The organism is Scleromatobacter humisilvae (assembly GCF_023231945.1).
Lineage (GTDB): Bacteria > Pseudomonadota > Gammaproteobacteria > Burkholderiales > Burkholderiaceae_C > Scleromatobacter > Scleromatobacter humisilvae.
On the sequence record NZ_JAJLJH010000010.1, the window covers coordinates 53869 to 70788 of the forward strand.

Consider the following 16920-nt stretch of genomic DNA (forward strand, 5'->3'; position numbering starts at 1 on the left):
CCCTCCGCGCTTCGAATCGAGTTCCGCACCTCATCCCGCGACAGCCTCGCCGAAGATGAGAACCATTCGCATTAAAATGGGGCTCAACCTCCGGATCCCCATGACTAGGCATCGCTGGCTCTCCCTTCCTTCCGGCGCGAACGCGCTCGCGGGCACGCTGCTCGCGGCCGCCGTGCCGGCCAGCGTCTGCGCGGCCACCTACGGCACCGCCGACGACGTCGCCCATCGCGCGTTCAAGTCGGCGACGGCCTTCGCCGACGTGCTGGTCGCGCCCTCGCCCGAGGACGCCGCCGCGCTGGCCGCGCCCGGTGCCGCGCCGCACGGCGCGATGCGCACGATCGAGGCGCGCCAGGGGGACGCGGTGCTGGGCCGCGTGCTGGTCGACTCGGTCGTCGGCAAGTTCGAGCAGATCGACTACGCCGTCGCGCTCGATGCGAGCGGCAAGGTGCTGGCCGTCGAGATCCTGGCCTACCGCGAGGGCCACGGCGGCGAGGTGCGCATGCCCGGCTGGCGCAACCAGTTCGTGGGCAAGACGGCGGCCGATCCGCTGCGCATCGGCTCGGACATCGCCAACATCAGCGGCGCCACGCTCAGCTGCACGCACGTCACCGAGGGCGTGCATCGCCTGGTTGCCTGGGCCGCCAGGCATCCGATCGGCGTGAAGGCCGCGGCGTGACGCGCTCGAAGGCGGCCACGCCGTGATGCGCCGGCAGGCGCGGCCGCTGCTGGGCACGCTGGTGGAGGTGCGCGCGCAGGGCGCGAGCGCCACGGCCTTCGACGTCGCCGCCGACGCCGCCTTCGACGCCATCGCCCAGGTGCATGCGCGCATGAGCTTCCACGAGGCCGGCAGCGACGTGCGCCGCATCGCACGCGCGCGCGCCGGCGAACGCGTCGCGCTGCATCCGCACACCGTCGCCGTGCTCAAGAGCGCGCTGCGCTGGGCACGTCTCAGCGACGGCGCGTTCGACGCCGGCTGCGCGCCGCAGGCGGTGGCGCGCGGCTGGCTGCCGGAGCCCGACGACGCCACGCCGCCCGGCGAGGTCGCGTTCGAGGACGCGCTGGAGGTCGACGGCCACGACGTGCTCGTGCACGCGCCCGTCTGGCTCGACTTCGGCGGCATCGCCAAGGGCTACGCGGTCGATCTGGCCGTGGCCAGGCTGCGCCGCGCCGGCGTGCACAGCGGCGTCGTCAACGCCGGCGGCGACCTGCGCGTGTTCGGCACGCTCGAGGAGACCGTGCTGGTGCGCTCGCCGTTCGACGCCTCCGAGCTGTGGCCCGTGGCCGCGCTGCGCGACTCGGCGTGCGCGACCAGCGCCAGCGGCCAGGTCGCGCGCCGCGAGGTGGAGGCCGGCGACGCGCCGGCGCCGCGCTCGGTGACGGTGCTCGCACCGACCGCCTGCGCCGCCGATGCGCTGACCAAGATCGTCTGGCAAGAGGGCGAGCGCGCGGGCACCTTGCTGCGCCGCGCCCGCGCGCGCGCGCTCGTCGTGCGCGCGGACGGCAGCGTGTGGCAGGGGTGACGGCATGAACCTCGACGACGACGCCCCCCTCGTCGCCCACGGCCAGGGCCGGCGCGCGCGGCACGCACTGGTCTGGGGCTGCGTCCTGCTGATGGCGACGGGCGTCGCCTGGCTGCTCGGCCACGACGTCTGGCTTCAACAGACACCGTTCGGCCCGCAGCCGCATCCGATGGTGGCCTGGCTGCTGCGCGCGCACGGCGCGATCGCCTGGTGCACGACGCTGGTGGGCGGCGTCGTCTGGCAGGTGCACGTGCGCCCGGCGTGGCGCGCGGTGCGACGCCGCCGTCGAGCGCACCGGCGCCGCGTCGGCTCGGCGCGCGCCATCCGCCACGGCCGCGCGCGCACCGTCAGCGGCGTGGCGATGGTGGGCGCGCTGGCCGTGCTGCTCGGCTCGGCCATCGGCCTGCAGTACGCGCCGGAAGAGGCGCACGCGTGGCTGTCGGTGACGCACTGGGTGCTGGGCCTCGCGCTGGCCATCGCGTTGCTGTGGCACTGGATTGCCCGGCTACGCCACTGAGGCCGCCCGGCGGAGAATGCAGCGATCCACGTCAACGTCCGCGCCATGACCGCTTCCGACCTGCCGACACCCGACTTCAGCCGCTTCCCGCGCCACGCCGACCTGACGGCCCTGTTGCAAGCCTACGCGGCCGCGCGCCCCGACGTCGTCGAACTGCGCTCGATCGGCAGGAGCCACGAAGGGCGCGACATCTGGCTGCTGGTGCTGACGCGCAGGTCCACCGGCGCCGACACGACCAAGCCCGCGTTCTGGATCGACGGCAACATCCACGCCGCCGAACTCACCGCGTGCACCGCGGCGCTCTACTACCTGCACCACGTGCTGTCCAACGAGGCGACCGACACGCGCCTGGCGCACCTGCTCGACACCCGCGTCGTCTACCTCGTGCCGCGCCTGAATCCCGACGGCGCCGAACTCGCGCTGGCCGACGTGCCGCGCTTCATCCGTTCGTCCACGCGCGGCTACCCGTTCGACGAGGAGCCCCCCGACGGCATGACGATGGAGGACGTCGACGGCGACGGCCGCGTGCTCTACATGCGCATCGCCGATCCGCACGGCACGTACAGGAAGCATCCGCAGGAGCCGCGCCTGATGGTCGCGCGCGAGCCGGGCGAGATCGGCGGCGAGTATTTCCGCGTCATCCCCGAAGGCACGATCAAGGCCTGGGACGGCGTGAACGTGCGCGTCAACCGCGACCGCGAGGGACTGGACCTGAACCGCAACTTCCCGTCGCTGTGGCGCCAGGAGTTCGAGCAGGTCGGCGCCGGCCCGTATCCGACCAGCGAGCCCGAGGTGCGCACGATGGTGGACTTCTGCGTCGCGCATCCCAACATCGGCGCGGCGGTCAGCTTCCACACGCACAGCGGCGTGATCCTGCGGCCGATGGGCACGACGTCCGACGACGACATGACACCGGAGGATCTCTGGATGATCAAGCGCCTGTCGGACATCGGCGCGAACCTCACGGGGTATCCGGCCATCAGTGGCTTCCACGACTTCAAGTACCACCCGAAGGAAGTCATCACCGGTACGCAGGACTGGCTCTACGAGCACCAGGGCGCGCTGTGCTGGACGGTCGAGATCTGGGCGCCGAACAAGGAAGCCGGCATCGACAAGTACGACTGGATCCACTGGTACCGCGACCATCCGCCCGAGGACGACCTGAAGCTGCTGAAGTGGAGCGACGAGCAGTGCGGCGGCAAGGCGCACGTCGACTGGAAGCCCTTCGTTCATCCGCAGCTGGGCCCGGTCGAGATCGGCGGCTGGGATCGCATGAACTTCTGGCGCAACCCGCCGCCGCAGCTGCGAGAGCGCGAGGCCGCGCGCTTTCCGGCCTGGCTGACGCAGCTCGCCTTGTCGCTGCCGAAACTCGAGATCCTGCAGGCGACCTGCGAGCCCGTCGGCCACTCCGGCGACGGTGACACCTGGCGCGTGCGACTGGCGGTCGGCAACGCGGGATACCTGCCGGCGTATGTGACGCATCGGGCGAAGGAGCGCCAGGTCGTGCGCGGCACCGTCTTCGAGATCGCGCTGCCTGAGGGCGCGACGCTGGTCAGCGGCAAGGCGCGCGAGGTCGGCGCGCATCTCGAGGGCCACGCGCCGCGCAGCTCGCTTCAGGCCTTCCTGCCCGATCGCGACGTCACCGCCGACCGCGCCCTGCAGGAATGGATCGTGCGCGGCACCAAGGGCGGCGTCGTCACCGTGGACGCGCGCGCCGATCGCGCCGGCGCGGTGCGCGCATCGATCACGCTGGGCTGAGCGCGCGCCGCGCGACAATGTCGCCGCGGCCCGCCGCCGCCCCCATCACTTCCCGGAAAGAAGTCCCGCCATGTTGATGTTCCTCGTCGTTGTCCTGATCGTCCTGCTGGTGACGGTCGTCCCCGTGATGATCGCCGCGCGCATCGTCGGCGCGCGCCGCACCGGGTTCTGGGCGAGCCTGCTGGCCATCATCGTGTCGTCGCTGATCGTGGGCGTGGCCGTGCACATGTTCCGCAACAGCGGCCTGCTCGCCTTCTTCGTGGCGCCGCTCGGGTTCATGCTGATCCTCGACACCACCTACCTGCGCGGGCTGCTGATGGTGATCCTGCAGTACCTGTTCGCCGGCCTGATCGCCGTGATCCTGCTGTTCACCGCGCTCGGCTCGGCGCTGCACGTCAAGGAGATGATGCGCCACGTGCCGATCGACACGGGGCCGGTTCAATCCGTCTGACGCGGCGCGCGGCTCAGTGCGTCGCCGCGGCGGCGTGCGAGTCGCGCACGTTCTTCTGGATCGCGATCGTCGCGAACAGCGCCAGCAGGAAGGCCATGCCGTAGAAGCCCTTTTCGGACAGCGCGAGCTTGGCGTTGTAGAGGCCGATCGCCATCAGCGTGATCGTGACCGCCATCGAGAACCAGCACAGTGCCGTGTACAGGCCGGTGACGGGCACGCCCTCGAGCTTGTCGCGCACGGTCTTCTGCAGGGACACCGCGGCGAACAGGCCGTACAGAAGCAACGTGAGGTAGTAGCCCTTCTCGTTCAACTGCATGTCGGTGTTCCACAGGCCGAACAGGTAGGCGCCGGCGCCGGCCAGCAGGGCCGTCCAGGAGGCGCCGACGAAGGCGGCGGTCGGCTTGTGCGGGTTCGTGTTCATGCTGGTTCTCCCTCAAGAAACGTTGGTCTGGAATCGCCGGGCGCTTGGGCGCCTCGGCGTGGGCGCATTCTCGCCGCGCGCCGGGCCGCCGTTCCACCCTCCGAGGCGGGATTGCGTGAAGTAGCGCATGGCGCCCCTTGAAGGCGCTGCCCTCGCGCTATTCGCCCGGGTATCGCAGGCCGAACTGCGCGCGCATCGTGTCCATCCAGCCGACCAGCGCCACCGTTTCGTCCAGCGGCATGACGGGACTCTCGGCGAGGCCGGCGCGCAGGCAGCGGTGCACTTCCTCGACCTGGGCCACGTAGCGGTTGCCGCGCCAGGGCCTGTCGATGCCCTCGACCGGTGTCTCCTCCCACGGGCGCGTGCCGCGCGCGACCCGAAGCTGCTGCGCGGCATAGAACGGCGGCGCGACGTCGATGCGGCCATCGGTGCCCAGCACCGTGGCATGGCACGCGGTGGTCGTGCGCAGCGAGCACATGCCCTGGCTCAGCGCGCCGCCCGCGTGACGCATGTTGAAGACGGTGTGGATGTCGACGCCGGTCGGCCCGAGCACCGCGTCGGCCTGCGCGGCGACGATGTCGCCCAGCACGAAGGCCGCGAAGTTCAGCGGATAGATGCCGATGTCCAGCAGCCCGCCGCCACCCAGCTCGGGGGCGAGCGCGCGATGGCTCGCCGGCAGGCCGGCGGCCGAGAAGCCGAAGTCCGCCGACACCGCCACCGGCTCGCCGATCGCGCCATCCGCGACGAGCCGCCTGAGTTCGACCATCGCCGGCACGTAGCGCATCCACATCGCCTCCATCAGGAAGGCGTCGTGCCGGCGCGCGAGCGCGACGGCCGCTTCGGCCTCGCCCCGGTTCAGCGTGAACGGCTTCTCGCACAGCACCGCCTTGCCGGCGGCCAGCGCCAGGCGCATCGAGTCGATGTGATCCGGGTGCGGCGTGCCGATGTAGACGACGTCGACGTCGGGATCGTCCACCAGCGCCCGGTAGCTGCCGTGCGCGCGCACGGGCTCGTGGATGGTCTCGTGCTGGCGCGGCTGGGCGATGAACGCCCGCGCCTTGCCCACGTCGCGCGAGCCGACGGCCACGAGCCGCGCCTCCGGCACGTGCGACAGCGCGCGCGCCAGCTGGTCGGAGATGCCGCCGGCGCCGATCAGGCCCCAGCCGATGCGCGGTCGCGCGGAAGTCGTCAGTGCTTGCATCGGGCGAGTGTAGTCATCCGGGATGACGACATCACCGCTCCGCGCCCGCCTCGGCCTGCGTCAGCACGTGCACCAAGGTCTGCCGCAGTCGATCCGCGTCGATCGGCTTGGTGAGGAAGTCGTTCATGCCCGCGGCCATCGCGTCCTCGCGTTCGGAGACGAGCGCCGCCGCCGTCAGCGCCACGATGGGCAGCGTGTTGCGGTCGTAGCGCTGGCGCAGGCGGCGCGTGACCTCGTGGCCGCTCATGCCGGGCATCTGGACGTCCATCAGCACGATGTCGAACGGGTCGCCTGCGTGCCAGGCCTCGTCGATCGCGTGAAGCGCGGCGGCGCCGTCGCTGGCCTGGTCGACGATCGCGCCCCAGCGTTCCAGCAGCGCCACGGCGATCATCATGTTGACGGGGTTGTCCTCGACCATCAACACCCGCGTGCCCTGCAGCGCGTCGAGGCCGGACGTGCTCTCGTGCTCCTCGAGCTGCTGCGCGGTGACCGCCGGCAGGGGCAGGTCGACCCAGAACGCGCTGCCCTTGCCCGGCTCGCTGTTGACGCCGACGGTGCCGTCCATCAGCTTGGCGAGCTCGCTGCAGATCGACAGCCCCAGGCCCGTGCCGCCGACCTTGCGCGTGATCGAGTTGTCGACCTGGCTGAACGGCAGGAACAGCATCGAGAGCGCGGCGCCGTCCATGCCCGCGCCGGTGTCGATCACCTCGAAGCGCAGCCGGTGGCCGGCGCCGCGCTGCACGTTGAGCAGGATGCTGCCGGCGGTGGTGAACTTCAGCGCGTTGGTCAGGTAGTTGGTCAGCACCTGGCGCAGGCGCATCGGGTCGCCCTGCACGTGCTGCGGCACGTCGTCGTCGATGCTCACGTAGAGCGTCAGGCCCTTGGTGTCGGCGAGCGCGCCATAGGCCTGCTTGAGCGTGCCGATCAGCGCGCGCAGGTCGAACGCGACGCGGTCGACGATGAGCTTGCCGGCCTCGATCTTGGACAGGTCGAGGATGTCCGACAGGATCGCCGACAGCGTGTCCGCCGACTCGCAGATCTGCTCGATGTACTGCAGCCGCCGGCGGTCGTCGACCTCGGGCGTGCGCGCCAGCTGCGCCAGGCCCACCAGCGCGTTGAGCGGCGTGCGGATCTCGTGGCTGGTGTTGGCCAGGAAGGCGCTCTTGGCGCGGTTGGCGGCCTCCGCCGCGTCGCGCGCGCGGGCCAGCGCCTGCTCGACGAGCCGGCGCTCGGTGACGTCCTCGGCCAGCCAGATCGTGCCGCTGGCCGGCTGCGCCGGATCGAGCGCCTTGGCGAGCAGGCGGCCGGTGAAGGTCGCGCCGTCGCGGCGCATCATCGGCACCTCGAAGTCGACCTGCTCGCCGCGCGACAGCGCCGGGCCGACCTCGTCGCTCATCCAGTTGAACGCGTCGTCCGACGGCCACAGCACGCGCTGCTGCTGGTTCTGCAGCGCGCCGCGCGGCCAGCCGAACATCTCGTCGAAGCGCGCGTTGGTCATCACGATGCGGCGGTCGCGCGTGAAGGAGATGCCCACCAGCGCGTTCTCGAGGATCGCCTCGCGCTCGCGCCGCGCCTGCTCGGTGGCGGTGACGTCGCGCGCGCTGGTCATCTGGTAGTCGATGTCGTCGATCGTGAAGCGTGCGGCCGACACCAGCATCGAGACGCGGCGCCGGTCGCGCGTGGTCATCGTTGCGGGGAAGTTCTGCACGGCCTCGTGCTGGTCGAGCATGCGGTAGATGCGATCGCGCTGCGTCGCGTCGGCCCACAGCCCGAGCTCGCTGGGCGTGCGGCCGATGACCTCCTCGGCGCGGTAGCCGGTGGTCGCGAGGAAGGTCGGGTTGACCATCGCGTAGCGGCCGCTCGCGAACTCGGTCAGCGTGATCCAGTCGGGGCTGGTGGAGACGAGGTGCGACAGCAGCGTCTCGCTTCGGCGCACCAGATCTTCCGCGGCGCGGCGCTCGGTGTCGTCGGTGATGATGGACAGCGTCGCGGCCTCGCCGTCGACGTCCACGCGCACGCTGCTCACACGCACGGTGAGCAGGCGGTCGGCGCCGGGCATCAGCGTGAACTCGGTCTCGGGCAGGCCCTCGCCGATGGCCAGGCCGTCCAGCCGCTGCACGTGCTCGCGCGCGCGTTCGCGCGACGGGCCGTCCTCGAACAGCGGCAACAGGTCCTGGCCCAGCAGCGCGCGCAGGTCGACGAAACCGAACAGCGCGACACCCGCGGGGTTGGCATCGAGCACCCGGCCTTCGCGATGCAGCACCAGCGGCGTCGGAATGCGGCGGAACAGGTCCTGGTAGCGCGTCTCGGTCGACCACAAGGCCTGGCGCGCCTTGACGTCCTGCGTGATGTCGCGCAGCACGCCCCAGTAGCCCGCGAACTTGCTCGCCTCGTTGGTGCGCGGCTCGGCACTCAGCGTGAAGTGGCGCACCCGGCCCGAGACGTCGGCCCAGCGCAGCGGGACGTCACGCATCGGCAGGCGCGCGGCCAGCTCCGAGCGGAAGGCCTCCAGCACCTGGCTGTCGAACATCACGCCGCGCGTCTCCCACAGCAGCTTGCCCATGCCCGCGTCGACGCCGTGGCGGCGCAGGCCGACGAAGTTGCGCAACTCCTCCTTGGCGCTGAAGCGGATCAGGCGGCCGTTGCCGTCCATCTCCCAGTACGCGTCGGCGGCAACGGCCAGCAGGCCGAGGAAGCGGCGCTCGCGCTCGTCGGCGCTGCGCAGCGTGCGATCGAGCGTGCGCCCGAGCAGCTCGCCGCCGCCGAGCGCGATGCCCAGCACCAGCGCGTGCGTCAGCAGCGGCCGCACGAGGTTGAGCGGCGAGACGGTGAGCGGCGCGATGCCGGCCGAGGACAGCCAGTCGAACGCCATCGCCACCGCGAGCAGCACCAGCATGCCGACGCCGATCGCCGCCGCGAGGATGCCGGCGCGCAGCCCGCCGATCACCGTGAACAGGCACAGGAAGACGCCGACGACGGCCAGCGCCGGCGACATCAGTCCCTCGCCCGCGACCGCCGCGGCCACGCCCGACAGCCCGATCGCCGCGCCGATCACGAAAGGGAGCGCACGCCCCTGCACGCCCGTTCCGGCGTCGCGCCGCAGCGCGAAGGCCACGCCGCCGAGGCCGAGGAACGCGGTGGTCAGCGACAGCCGCGCCACCCAGTCGAGCGGATGGCCGAACCCCAGGAACATCAGGGCCGACGCGAACGCGACCGCGGCCGTCGCGGCCAGCAGGTGGCGCGTCAGCGACTGGCGCAGGCGATGCCTGGCCTCCTTGTTCGGCGTTGGTTCGGCCATGTCGGTGTTCTTATGGCGACCCTTTCTCGGCTCGCCCCCCAGACCCCTAGTTTGACTCGAATTCTCGAGTTCCATCCGTTACCGGATGAACTTGGCTGGAAAAACACCTGCTCGGCGCCCGGCCATCGCCGGGCCGGGCATCCGGCGAACCCGGCCTCAGCGGACCGCGGCGATCGCGGCGTTGAGCGCCGCGCGGGTCGAGAGCGCCGCCTGGCGCGCCGCGGCGGCGAAGTCGTCGCCCGCTCCGGCGTACAGGATGGCGCGCGACGAGCTCACGATGATCGGCCCGTTCGCTCGCCAGCCCGCCTTGACCGTCGCCTCGATGTCGCCGCCCTGCGCGCCGATGCCCGGGATCAGCAGCGGCAGCGTCGGCGCGAGCTCGCGCACGCGGGCGAGTTCGGCCGGGAACGTGGCCCCGACCACCAGCGCCAACTGGCCGTTCCTGTTCCAGCTGCCCGCCGCCAGCTTCGCGATGTGCTCGAACAGCTTGTCACCGTTGGCCAGCACCTGCGCCTGCAGGTCGGAGCCGCCGGGGTTGGAGGTGCGGCACAGCAGGATCAGGCCCTTGCCGTCGTGCTTCATGTACGGCTCGATCGAGTCGAAGCCCATGAACGGCGACAGCGTCACCGCGTCCGCCTGGTAGCGCACGAAAGCCTCGCGGGCGTATTGCTCCGCGGTCGCGCCGATGTCGCCGCGCTTGGCATCGAGGATCACCGGGACGCCCGGCGCGACGCGGCGGATGTAGGCCATCAGCTCCTCGAGCTGGTCCTCGGCGCGCTGCGCGGCGAAGTAGGCGATCTGCGGCTTGTAGGCCGAGACGACGTCCTTGGTGGCGTCGACGATGCGCGCGCAGAAGTCGAACACCTTGCCCGCGTCGCCCTTCCACGCGCCGGGAAACTTCGCCGGTTCGGGGTCGAGCCCGACGCACAGCGTGGAGTCGTTGCGCAGCGAGGCGGCTTGCAGGGTGTCGGTGAATCGCATCGTCGGTGTCCTTTGTGTTGTTGTGGGTCGGTCGAAAAAAAGCGGCCCGAAGGCCGCGTCTCAGAGCTTGATCTTGGCGGCCAGTTGAGAGCCGAGACCGGTGTAGCTGCCCGGCGTCATCGCCAGCAGCCTGGTTTTGTCGGCCTCGGGCAGGTCCAGTGCGTTGACGAAGCCCAGGATCAGCTCGCGCGTCATCGGCTGGCCGCGCGTGAACTTCTTCAACTGGTCGTACGGGTCGGGCAGGCCGTGGCGGCGCATCACGGTCTGGATCGGCTCGGCCAGCACTTCCCAAGACGAATCGAGGTCTTCGGCCAGGCGCGTTTCGTTGAGTTCGAGCTTGTCGAGGCCGCGCGTGAGGCTGTCGTAGGCCAGCACCGAGTAGCCGATCGACACGCCCATGTTGCGCAGCACCGTCGAATCGGTCAGGTCGCGCTGCCAGCGGCTCACCGGCAGCTTCTGCGACATGTGCGTCAGCATCGCGTTGGCCATGCCGAGGTTGCCCTCGGCGTTCTCGAAGTCGATCGGGTTGACCTTGTGCGGCATCGTCGACGAGCCGACCTCGCCCGGCTTGGTCTTCTGCTTGAAGTAGCCCAGGCTGACGTAGCCCCAGACATCGCGCGCCCAGTCGACCAGGATCGTGTTCAGGCGCACGGTGGCGTCGAACAGTTCGGCCATGTAGTCGTGCGGCTCGATCTGGATCGTGTACGGATTGAGCTTCAGGCCCAGGCGCTCCTCGACGACCTTGCGCGAGAACTCTTCCCAGTCGGCTTCCGGGTACGCGGAGACGTGTGCGTTGTAGTTGCCCACCGCGCCGTTCATCTTGGCCAGCAGCACCACGTCGGCGATGCGCGCGCGGGCGTGCGTCAGGCGCGCGAGCACGTTGGCCACTTCCTTGCCCACGGTGGTCGGGCTGGCCGTCTGGCCGTGCGTGCGCGAGAGCATCGGCACCGCCGCGAAGCGGTGCGCCATCGCCTGCATGCGCGTGAGGATGCCGTCGATCGCCGGCAGGATCACCTGCTCGCGCGCGGCCTTCAGCATCAGCGCGTGGCTGGTGTTGTTGATGTCCTCGCTGGTGCAGGCGAAGTGGATGAACTCCAGCTTGTCGGCCAGCTCGGGCACGTGGCCGATGCGCTGGCGCAGCCAGTATTCGACGGCCTTGACGTCGTGGTTCGTTTCCTTCTCGATGTCCTTGATCGCCTGCGCGTCGGCTTCGGAGAAACGCACCACCAGCGAGCGCAGCAGGCCCTTGGCGGACTCCGGCAGCACGGGGAACTCGGCGAAGCCGGCTTCCGACAGCGCGATGAACCACTCCACCTCGACCTGCACGCGGCGGTGCATCAGGCCGTACTCGGACAGCAACGGGCGCAGCGCGGCCAGCTTGGGGGCGTATCGGCCGTCGAGCGGCGACAGGGCGGTGAGGGCGGAATGCGGCATAGGGGCTCGGGCTGGGACTCGCGCGGACGGAGTCGGATTCTTGGATTCGGCGGCGAACGCGGCGTGGAGGGGCGCCGTCGGAACCGCAAAACCCACTGATTTTACGGGGCATGGCCCGCCGGGGCTAGGGGCAACCCGGATGCGGATGCCAATTTCGGGCGCCGGAGAGTCCAAATCCCGCACGCGTCGCCGCATTGACGTGTCCCGGCGTCCCTCGCACAATCACGCCCCTTTCGCCCTCGAATCCCCGTTTCCATGCCGGCCAACGCTTCTTCCGACCCCGCCCAGGCCGACCCCCACGACTACTGCGCCATCGATTTCGGCACCTCCAACTCGGCCGTGGCCGTCCCCGCAGGCGCCGGCATGGAACTCGTGCCGCTCGAGCCCAAGCACGGCGAGCGCGGCCGGACGATGCCGACGGCCGTGTTCTACGTCGCCGAGGGCAAGGACCTGCACACGCTGCCCAAGCTCTACGGCCGCGCCGCGGTCGCCGCCTATGTCGACGGCACCGACGGCCGCCTGATGCGCTCGATGAAGAGCGTGCTCGGCTCGGCGCTGATGGAGCAGCACACCGACATCGGCGCCGGCCGCTCGGTCGCGTTCGGCGACGTCATCGCCAGCTACCTGCTGCACCTGAAGCGCGCCGCGCAGGCGCACGCCGGGCGCGAGATCGAGCGCGTGGTGCTGGGCCGGCCCGTCTTCTTCGTCGACGACGACCCCGAGCGCGACGCCGCGGCCCAGGCCTCGCTGGAAGACGCCGCGCGCGCGGTCGGCTTCAGCGAGGTGCGCTTCCAGTACGAGCCGATCGCCGCCGCCTTCCACTACGAGGAGCAGGTGACGCGCGAGCAGACGGTGATCGTGGCCGACATCGGCGGCGGCACATCCGACTTCTCGGTCGTGCGCGTCGGGCCCGAGCGGCGCACGCGCGTCGACCGCCGCGCCGACATCCTCGCCAGCCACGGCGTGCACTCGGCCGGCACCGACTTCGACCGCCACGTCGAGCTCGCGCGCATCCTCCCCGCGCTCGGCTTCGGCGCATACGGCCCGCCGCGCAAGGGCCGCGAGCCGCTCGAGGTGCCCAGCCGCATCTACTTCGACCTCGCCACCTGGCACCTGATCAACACCGTCTACCGGCCGCAGCGCGTCATGGAGATCGCGGCGATGCGCGACGACTACGCCGACCCGCGCCACCACGCGCGCCTGATGACGACGCTGCGCGACCGCCTCGGCCACGCGCTGGCCGGCCTGGCCGAGGACGCGAAGATCGCGGTGGCGCAGGGCGGCACGCACGAGATCGACCTGTTCGAGATCGAGCGCGACCTGGTCGTCAGCGTGAGCGAGGACGAGGCCGTCGCGGCGATCTCGCACGACCTCGAGCGCATCGTGCAGACCGCGCGCGACACCGCTCGCCTGGCCGGCCTGAAGGCGGACGACATCGACGCGCTTTACTTCACCGGCGGCTCGACCGGCCTGCGCCTGCTGGCCGACCGCCTCGCCGCGGCCTTCCCGAACGCGCAGGCGGTGCACGGCGACCGCTTCGCCAGCGTCGCCACCGGCCTCGGGCTGGAGGCACGCCGGCACTTCGCGGCGGCCTGAGGGTCCGGCCTGCTGTCGTGTTGCGCCAGGCAGACAGGCGCCCCCCAATTCAAGGGTTTCGCGCGAACGCAATGGTGGCTTCGCCGGCGGCGCGCTCCGGGCGTCAGCGCGGCAGCGGGCCAGGATTGGCGGGCTCCCGCACGCGTCCGGGCCGTCGCAAATCCCCCGCAAGGGCGGCCTCGGCGCACGGCTTTTGCCGGGTCGCTTCTATAGAATGAACGTCATTCCAAGCTCCCTGCCCACATGAAACTCATCGGATCTCTCACCAGCCCCTACGTTCGCAAGGTGCGTGTCGTGCTGGCGGAGAAGAAGCTCGACTACAACTTCGTGCTCGAGGACGTCTGGGGCAGCGACGCGATCCTGGCCGCGAATCCGCTGGGCAAGGTGCCCGTGCTCGTGATGGAAGGCGCGGAAGCCGTGTTCGACTCGCGCGTCATCGTCGAATACGTCGACACGCTGTCGCCGGTGGGCAAGCTGATCCCGGGTTCGGGCCGCGAGCGCGTCGAAGTGCGCACGTGGGAGGCGCTGGCCGACGGCATCCTCGACGCCGCCGTCGCCGCGCGCCTGGAAGCCACGTGGGCCGGCCGCGGCGCGGGCGAGCGCAGCCAGGCCTGGATCGATCGCCAGCAGGTGCGCATCGCCGCGGCGCTGAAATCCATCAGCCAGGGCCTGGGCGACAAGGCGTATTGCGTCGGCACGCACTTCACGCTCGCCGACATCGCCGTCGGCTGCGCGCTGGGCTACCTCGACTTCCGCTTTCCGGACAACACCTGGCGCACCGACTATCCCAACATCGTGCGCCTGGCCGACAAGCTGGCCGCGCGCCAGAGCTTCATCGACACGGCGCCGCCGGCGGCCTGAGGCGGGCGACGCCCCAACGACAAAGCGGCCCGCGGGCCGCTTTTTTCGTGGCGTCGCGGCTCAGAGCGCGAGGTCGACCGCGTCGCTCTCGGCCACTGTCGGCAGCGCCACCTTCAGGCCCTCGGGGCACACGGTCGCGGGGCCCGGCGCGAAGGTGTCGGCGCGCGCGATCGGCCAGTAGATCTTGTAGACGTTGTGCGGCCAGTCGCACTCGCCGCGCGCGGCCGCCATCAACGCGCCCGGCGCGATGAACTCGAGGTGGTTGGCGAGCAGCTTGACCTTGTCGCCGGCGACGCGCCGCACGATGTGGTTGGCGGTGATCTGGTTCGGGTGCTTCAGCCCCGCCGCCTGCACCAGCTCCTTGAGCGCCTCCAGCGTGTGCAGGTGGAAGTTGTGCACGCGCTCGATCTTCGAGGGCACCACGAGCGCCTTCTGGCGCTGCGGATCCTGCGTGGCGACCCCCGTGGGGCAATGGTCGGTGTGGCAGCTCTGCGACTGGATGCAGCCGAGCGCGAACATGAAGCCGCGCGCCGAATTGCACCAGTTGGCGCCGAGCGCCATCATGCGCGCGATGTCGAACGCGCTGACGACCTTGCCGGCGCAGCCGATCTTGATCTTGTCGCGCAGGTTCAGGCCGACCAGCGTGTTGTGCACCAGCAGCAGGCCTTCCTGCAGCGGCGCGCCGACGTGGTCGGTGAACTCCAGCGGCGCGGCGCCGGTGCCGCCCTCGCCGCCGTCGACCACGATGAAGTCCGGCAGCAGGCCCGTCTCGAGCATCGCCTTGGCGATCGCGAACCATTCCCACGGATGGCCGACGCAGAACTTGAAGCCGACGGGCTTGCCGCCCGAGAGCTCGCGCAGCCGGGCGATGAACTGCAGCATCTCGATGGGCGTCGAGAAGGCGCTGTGGCTGGCCGGCGAGATGCAGTCGACGCCCCGCTCGACGCCGCGCGCGTCGGCGATCTCCTGCGTGACCTTCGGCCCCGGCAGCACGCCGCCGTGCCCGGGCTTGGCGCCCTGGCTCAGCTTGATCTCGATCATCTTGACCTGCGGCTCGGTGGCGTGCTTGGTGAACAGCTCCGCGTTGAACGTGCCGTCCGGATTGCGGCAGCCGAAGTAGCCCGAGGCCACCTCCCAGATCAGGTCGCCCCCCTGCGCGCGGTGGTGCACGCTGATCGAGCCCTCGCCGGTGTCGTGTGCGAAGTTGCCGCGCAGCGCCCCGCCGTTCAGCGCGCGGATCGCCGCGCCGCTGAGCGCGCCGAAGCTCATCGCGCTGATGTTGAAGATGCTGAGGCTGTAGGGCTGGGCGCAGTCCGGGCCGACCGTCACGCGGAAATCGTGCGAGGCGACGCGCGTGGGCTGCAGCGAGTGGTTGATCCACTCGTAGCCCTCGGCCTGGACGTCCAGCTGCGTGCCCAGCGGGCGCTTGTCGGGATCGCCCTTGGCGCGCTGGTAGACGAGCGAACGCTGCTGGCGCGAGAACGGCGCGGCCTCGTTGTCGCCCTCGATGAAGTACTGGCGCATCTCCGGCCGGATGAACTCGAACAGGAAGCGCATGTGCCCGATGACCGGGTAGTTGCGCAGGATCGAATGGCGGCGCTGACGGACGTCGCGCAGGCCGACGATCACGCCGACCAGGCCCAGCACGGCCCACTCCCAGCCGGCGTGCACGACGACCTGCGTGAACGCGCCGATCAGCATCACGACGGCGCAGGCGATCCACGTGATGTAGCGGATCGGGAAGAAGCGATCGAGCGACAGAAGCCAGATGGGCATGGGATGTCTCGGGTGTTTTTCGATGGGGCTCGCCCGCGGGAAGAGCCCGATCTCGTCATCATCGGCACCTTCGCCGCCGAACTTGATGACGGCTCGCACGCGGCGCCCGCGGCCGCTTCCGCGCAATGTACTGCCGCTCGGCAGGGGCTGTCCCGGTGACTTCCCTCGACCGCGGCGCTCGTCGGGTCACTCGACGCCGGACTGCTCCGAGTGCCACGCGCCCCAGATCAGGCTGATGCCGACGCCCGCGTCCTGCTTGCTGCGCACCAGCGGGCTGTCCTCGTTGGCCGCGCCGCGCACCGTCTCGACCTGCGCGAAGTACTGCAGCCGCAGCGTCGGGCTGATCTTGTGGCGCAGGCTGGCGTTCAGGCGGGTGGCGATCAGGCCGCCGCGGGCGTCGTAGGCCGGCCGCCCGGCCGTGGCGTAGGGCGCGTCGACGCCGTAGTAAAGATGGTTGAGCGAGCGGTCGCCGAACAGCGCGCCGGCCGACACCACCAGCGCGAAACTGCTGCCTGTCCACGCGGTGTGGGACAGGCGCGGCTCGAAGGTCCAGCCGCGGTGGGCGAAGCTGTCGCTGACGTCGAACACGGCGCGCACGGGGAGCTCCAGCTGCGTCAGGTGCGGATCGCGCTTCGCCTCGACCAGGTCGCCGAGGTTGATCTTCAGCGCCGGCCCGATCTCGATCAGCGTGCCGATGGCCGGCATGCCCTCGCGCGCGCGCACCTTGTTCGCCGACGAGCCGAACGCGCCCGAGCCGCTGACGTCCCACTCGAAGCGCGGCGTGCGCAACGCGCGCACGCCGATGCCGTTGCCGTCGGCCCGGATCAGCGAGCCGCGGTAGATGCCGAACGGCAGCACGCGAACGCGCGCGATGTCCTGGTCGGAGCCCGGATATGCCGGCTGGTACGCGGCGATGCCGACGAGGCCCAGCTCCCACAGGGGCAGCGGCTCCTTGGGCTTGACCGGATCGGCGGTGACGACGGCGGCATCGGCGGCGGTGTCCTGGGCGTGCGCGCCGGCGCAAAGGCAGGCCGCGAGCGTCGCGGCGACGAGCAGGGAGTGGGAATTTCGGAGCAAGGCAGTTCCTCGGGTCGGCGGACAAACGC

Annotated in this window: 14 protein-coding genes; 7 read left to right on the top strand and 7 right to left on the bottom strand. The window is 70.8% G+C overall.

Features of this window, described 5'->3' with window-relative positions:
• Positions 1-100 precede the first annotated feature (100 nt).
• The 5 genes from LPC04_RS23730 (at position 101) to LPC04_RS23750 (ending at position 4246) form a co-directional block, all read left to right on the top strand.
• Entirely contained in the window at positions 101-676 is a 576-nt protein-coding gene (locus LPC04_RS23730) for an FMN-binding protein (protein ID WP_275684787.1), read from the top strand.
• Between the two features lie 25 nt (positions 677-701).
• Entirely contained in the window at positions 702-1520 is an 819-nt protein-coding gene (locus LPC04_RS23735; RefSeq protein ID WP_275684943.1) for an FAD:protein FMN transferase, read from the top strand.
• A gap of 4 nt (positions 1521-1524) precedes the next feature.
• Positions 1525-2037, top strand: a complete 513-nt coding sequence (locus tag LPC04_RS23740) for a hypothetical protein (protein ID WP_275684788.1) — start codon at positions 1525-1527, stop codon at positions 2035-2037.
• A gap of 45 nt (positions 2038-2082) precedes the next feature.
• Positions 2083-3795 (top strand): M14 family metallopeptidase, encoded by a 1713-nt coding sequence (locus tag LPC04_RS23745; protein ID WP_275684789.1) that lies wholly within the window; start codon positions 2083-2085, stop codon positions 3793-3795.
• 70 nt (positions 3796-3865) lie between these two features.
• On the top strand, positions 3866-4246 hold the full coding sequence (locus LPC04_RS23750; RefSeq protein WP_275684790.1) for a hypothetical protein: 381 nt from the start codon (positions 3866-3868) through the stop codon (positions 4244-4246).
• A 13-nt stretch (positions 4247-4259) separates the two neighbouring features.
• Here the strand turns inward: LPC04_RS23750 and yiaA are convergent, their stop codons facing one another.
• The 5 genes from yiaA to purB form a co-directional block, all read right to left on the bottom strand.
• On the bottom strand, positions 4260-4667 hold the full coding sequence (gene yiaA, locus LPC04_RS23755) for an inner membrane protein YiaA (protein WP_275684791.1): 408 nt from the start codon (positions 4665-4667) through the stop codon (positions 4260-4262).
• A 157-nt stretch (positions 4668-4824) separates the two neighbouring features.
• A complete protein-coding gene (locus tag LPC04_RS23760) occupies positions 4825-5868 on the bottom strand; it encodes a Gfo/Idh/MocA family protein (protein ID WP_275684792.1) in 1044 nt (347 codons plus the stop codon).
• Between the two features lie 31 nt (positions 5869-5899).
• On the bottom strand, positions 5900-9166 hold the full coding sequence (locus LPC04_RS23765) for a PAS domain-containing hybrid sensor histidine kinase/response regulator (RefSeq protein WP_275684793.1): 3267 nt from the start codon (positions 9164-9166) through the stop codon (positions 5900-5902).
• A 156-nt stretch (positions 9167-9322) separates the two neighbouring features.
• Positions 9323-10147, bottom strand: coding sequence for an orotidine-5'-phosphate decarboxylase (gene pyrF, locus LPC04_RS23770; RefSeq protein WP_275684794.1), 825 nt, complete (start codon positions 10145-10147; stop codon positions 9323-9325).
• Between the two features lie 60 nt (positions 10148-10207).
• Complete coding sequence (gene purB / locus LPC04_RS23775) at positions 10208-11581, bottom strand: adenylosuccinate lyase (RefSeq protein WP_275684795.1); 1374 nt, start codon at positions 11579-11581, stop codon at positions 10208-10210.
• Positions 11582-11836: 255 nt separating this feature from the next.
• Between purB and LPC04_RS23780 the strand changes: the two genes are divergently transcribed.
• Both LPC04_RS23780 and LPC04_RS23785 read left to right on the top strand, forming a co-directional pair.
• Positions 11837-13177, top strand: a complete 1341-nt coding sequence (locus LPC04_RS23780; protein WP_275684796.1) for an Hsp70 family protein — start codon at positions 11837-11839, stop codon at positions 13175-13177.
• A gap of 243 nt (positions 13178-13420) precedes the next feature.
• Positions 13421-14038: a glutathione S-transferase N-terminal domain-containing protein gene (locus tag LPC04_RS23785; RefSeq protein WP_275684797.1), complete on the top strand. Its 618-nt coding sequence runs from the start codon at positions 13421-13423 to the stop codon at positions 14036-14038.
• A 60-nt stretch (positions 14039-14098) separates the two neighbouring features.
• On the opposite strand, the gene LPC04_RS23790 is transcribed toward LPC04_RS23785, so the two are convergent.
• Together LPC04_RS23790 and LPC04_RS23795 are read right to left on the bottom strand one after the other, a co-directional pair.
• On the bottom strand, positions 14099-15814 hold the full coding sequence (locus LPC04_RS23790; RefSeq protein ID WP_275684798.1) for an FMN-binding glutamate synthase family protein: 1716 nt from the start codon (positions 15812-15814) through the stop codon (positions 14099-14101).
• Between the two features lie 186 nt (positions 15815-16000).
• On the bottom strand, positions 16001-16891 hold the full coding sequence (locus tag LPC04_RS23795) for a MipA/OmpV family protein (RefSeq protein ID WP_275684799.1): 891 nt from the start codon (positions 16889-16891) through the stop codon (positions 16001-16003).
• Positions 16892-16920: the final 29 nt, after the last annotated feature.

Excerpts from the sequence above, each read along its gene's own strand:
- LPC04_RS23750 (WP_275684790.1), top strand. The coding sequence starts at position 3,866 with ATGTTGATGTTCCTCGTCGTTGTCCTGATCGTCCTGCTGGTGACGGTC.
- LPC04_RS23785 (WP_275684797.1), top strand. The coding sequence starts at position 13,421 with ATGAAACTCATCGGATCTCTCACCAGCCCCTACGTTCGCAAGGTGCGT.
- LPC04_RS23780 (WP_275684796.1), top strand. The coding sequence starts at position 11,837 with ATGCCGGCCAACGCTTCTTCCGACCCCGCCCAGGCCGACCCCCACGAC.
- purB (WP_275684795.1), bottom strand. The coding sequence starts at position 11,581 with ATGCCGCATTCCGCCCTCACCGCCCTGTCGCCGCTCGACGGCCGATAC.
- LPC04_RS23730 (WP_275684787.1), top strand. The coding sequence starts at position 101 with ATGACTAGGCATCGCTGGCTCTCCCTTCCTTCCGGCGCGAACGCGCTC.
- LPC04_RS23745 (WP_275684789.1), top strand. The coding sequence starts at position 2,083 with ATGACCGCTTCCGACCTGCCGACACCCGACTTCAGCCGCTTCCCGCGC.
- LPC04_RS23760 (WP_275684792.1), bottom strand. The coding sequence starts at position 5,868 with ATGCAAGCACTGACGACTTCCGCGCGACCGCGCATCGGCTGGGGCCTG.
- LPC04_RS23740 (WP_275684788.1), top strand. The coding sequence starts at position 1,525 with ATGAACCTCGACGACGACGCCCCCCTCGTCGCCCACGGCCAGGGCCGG.
- LPC04_RS23790 (WP_275684798.1), bottom strand. The coding sequence starts at position 15,814 with ATGCCCATCTGGCTTCTGTCGCTCGATCGCTTCTTCCCGATCCGCTAC.
- LPC04_RS23765 (WP_275684793.1), bottom strand. The coding sequence starts at position 9,166 with ATGGCCGAACCAACGCCGAACAAGGAGGCCAGGCATCGCCTGCGCCAG.
- yiaA (WP_275684791.1), bottom strand. The coding sequence starts at position 4,667 with ATGAACACGAACCCGCACAAGCCGACCGCCGCCTTCGTCGGCGCCTCC.
- pyrF (WP_275684794.1), bottom strand. The coding sequence starts at position 10,147 with ATGCGATTCACCGACACCCTGCAAGCCGCCTCGCTGCGCAACGACTCC.
- LPC04_RS23735 (WP_275684943.1), top strand. The coding sequence starts at position 702 with ATGCGCCGGCAGGCGCGGCCGCTGCTGGGCACGCTGGTGGAGGTGCGC.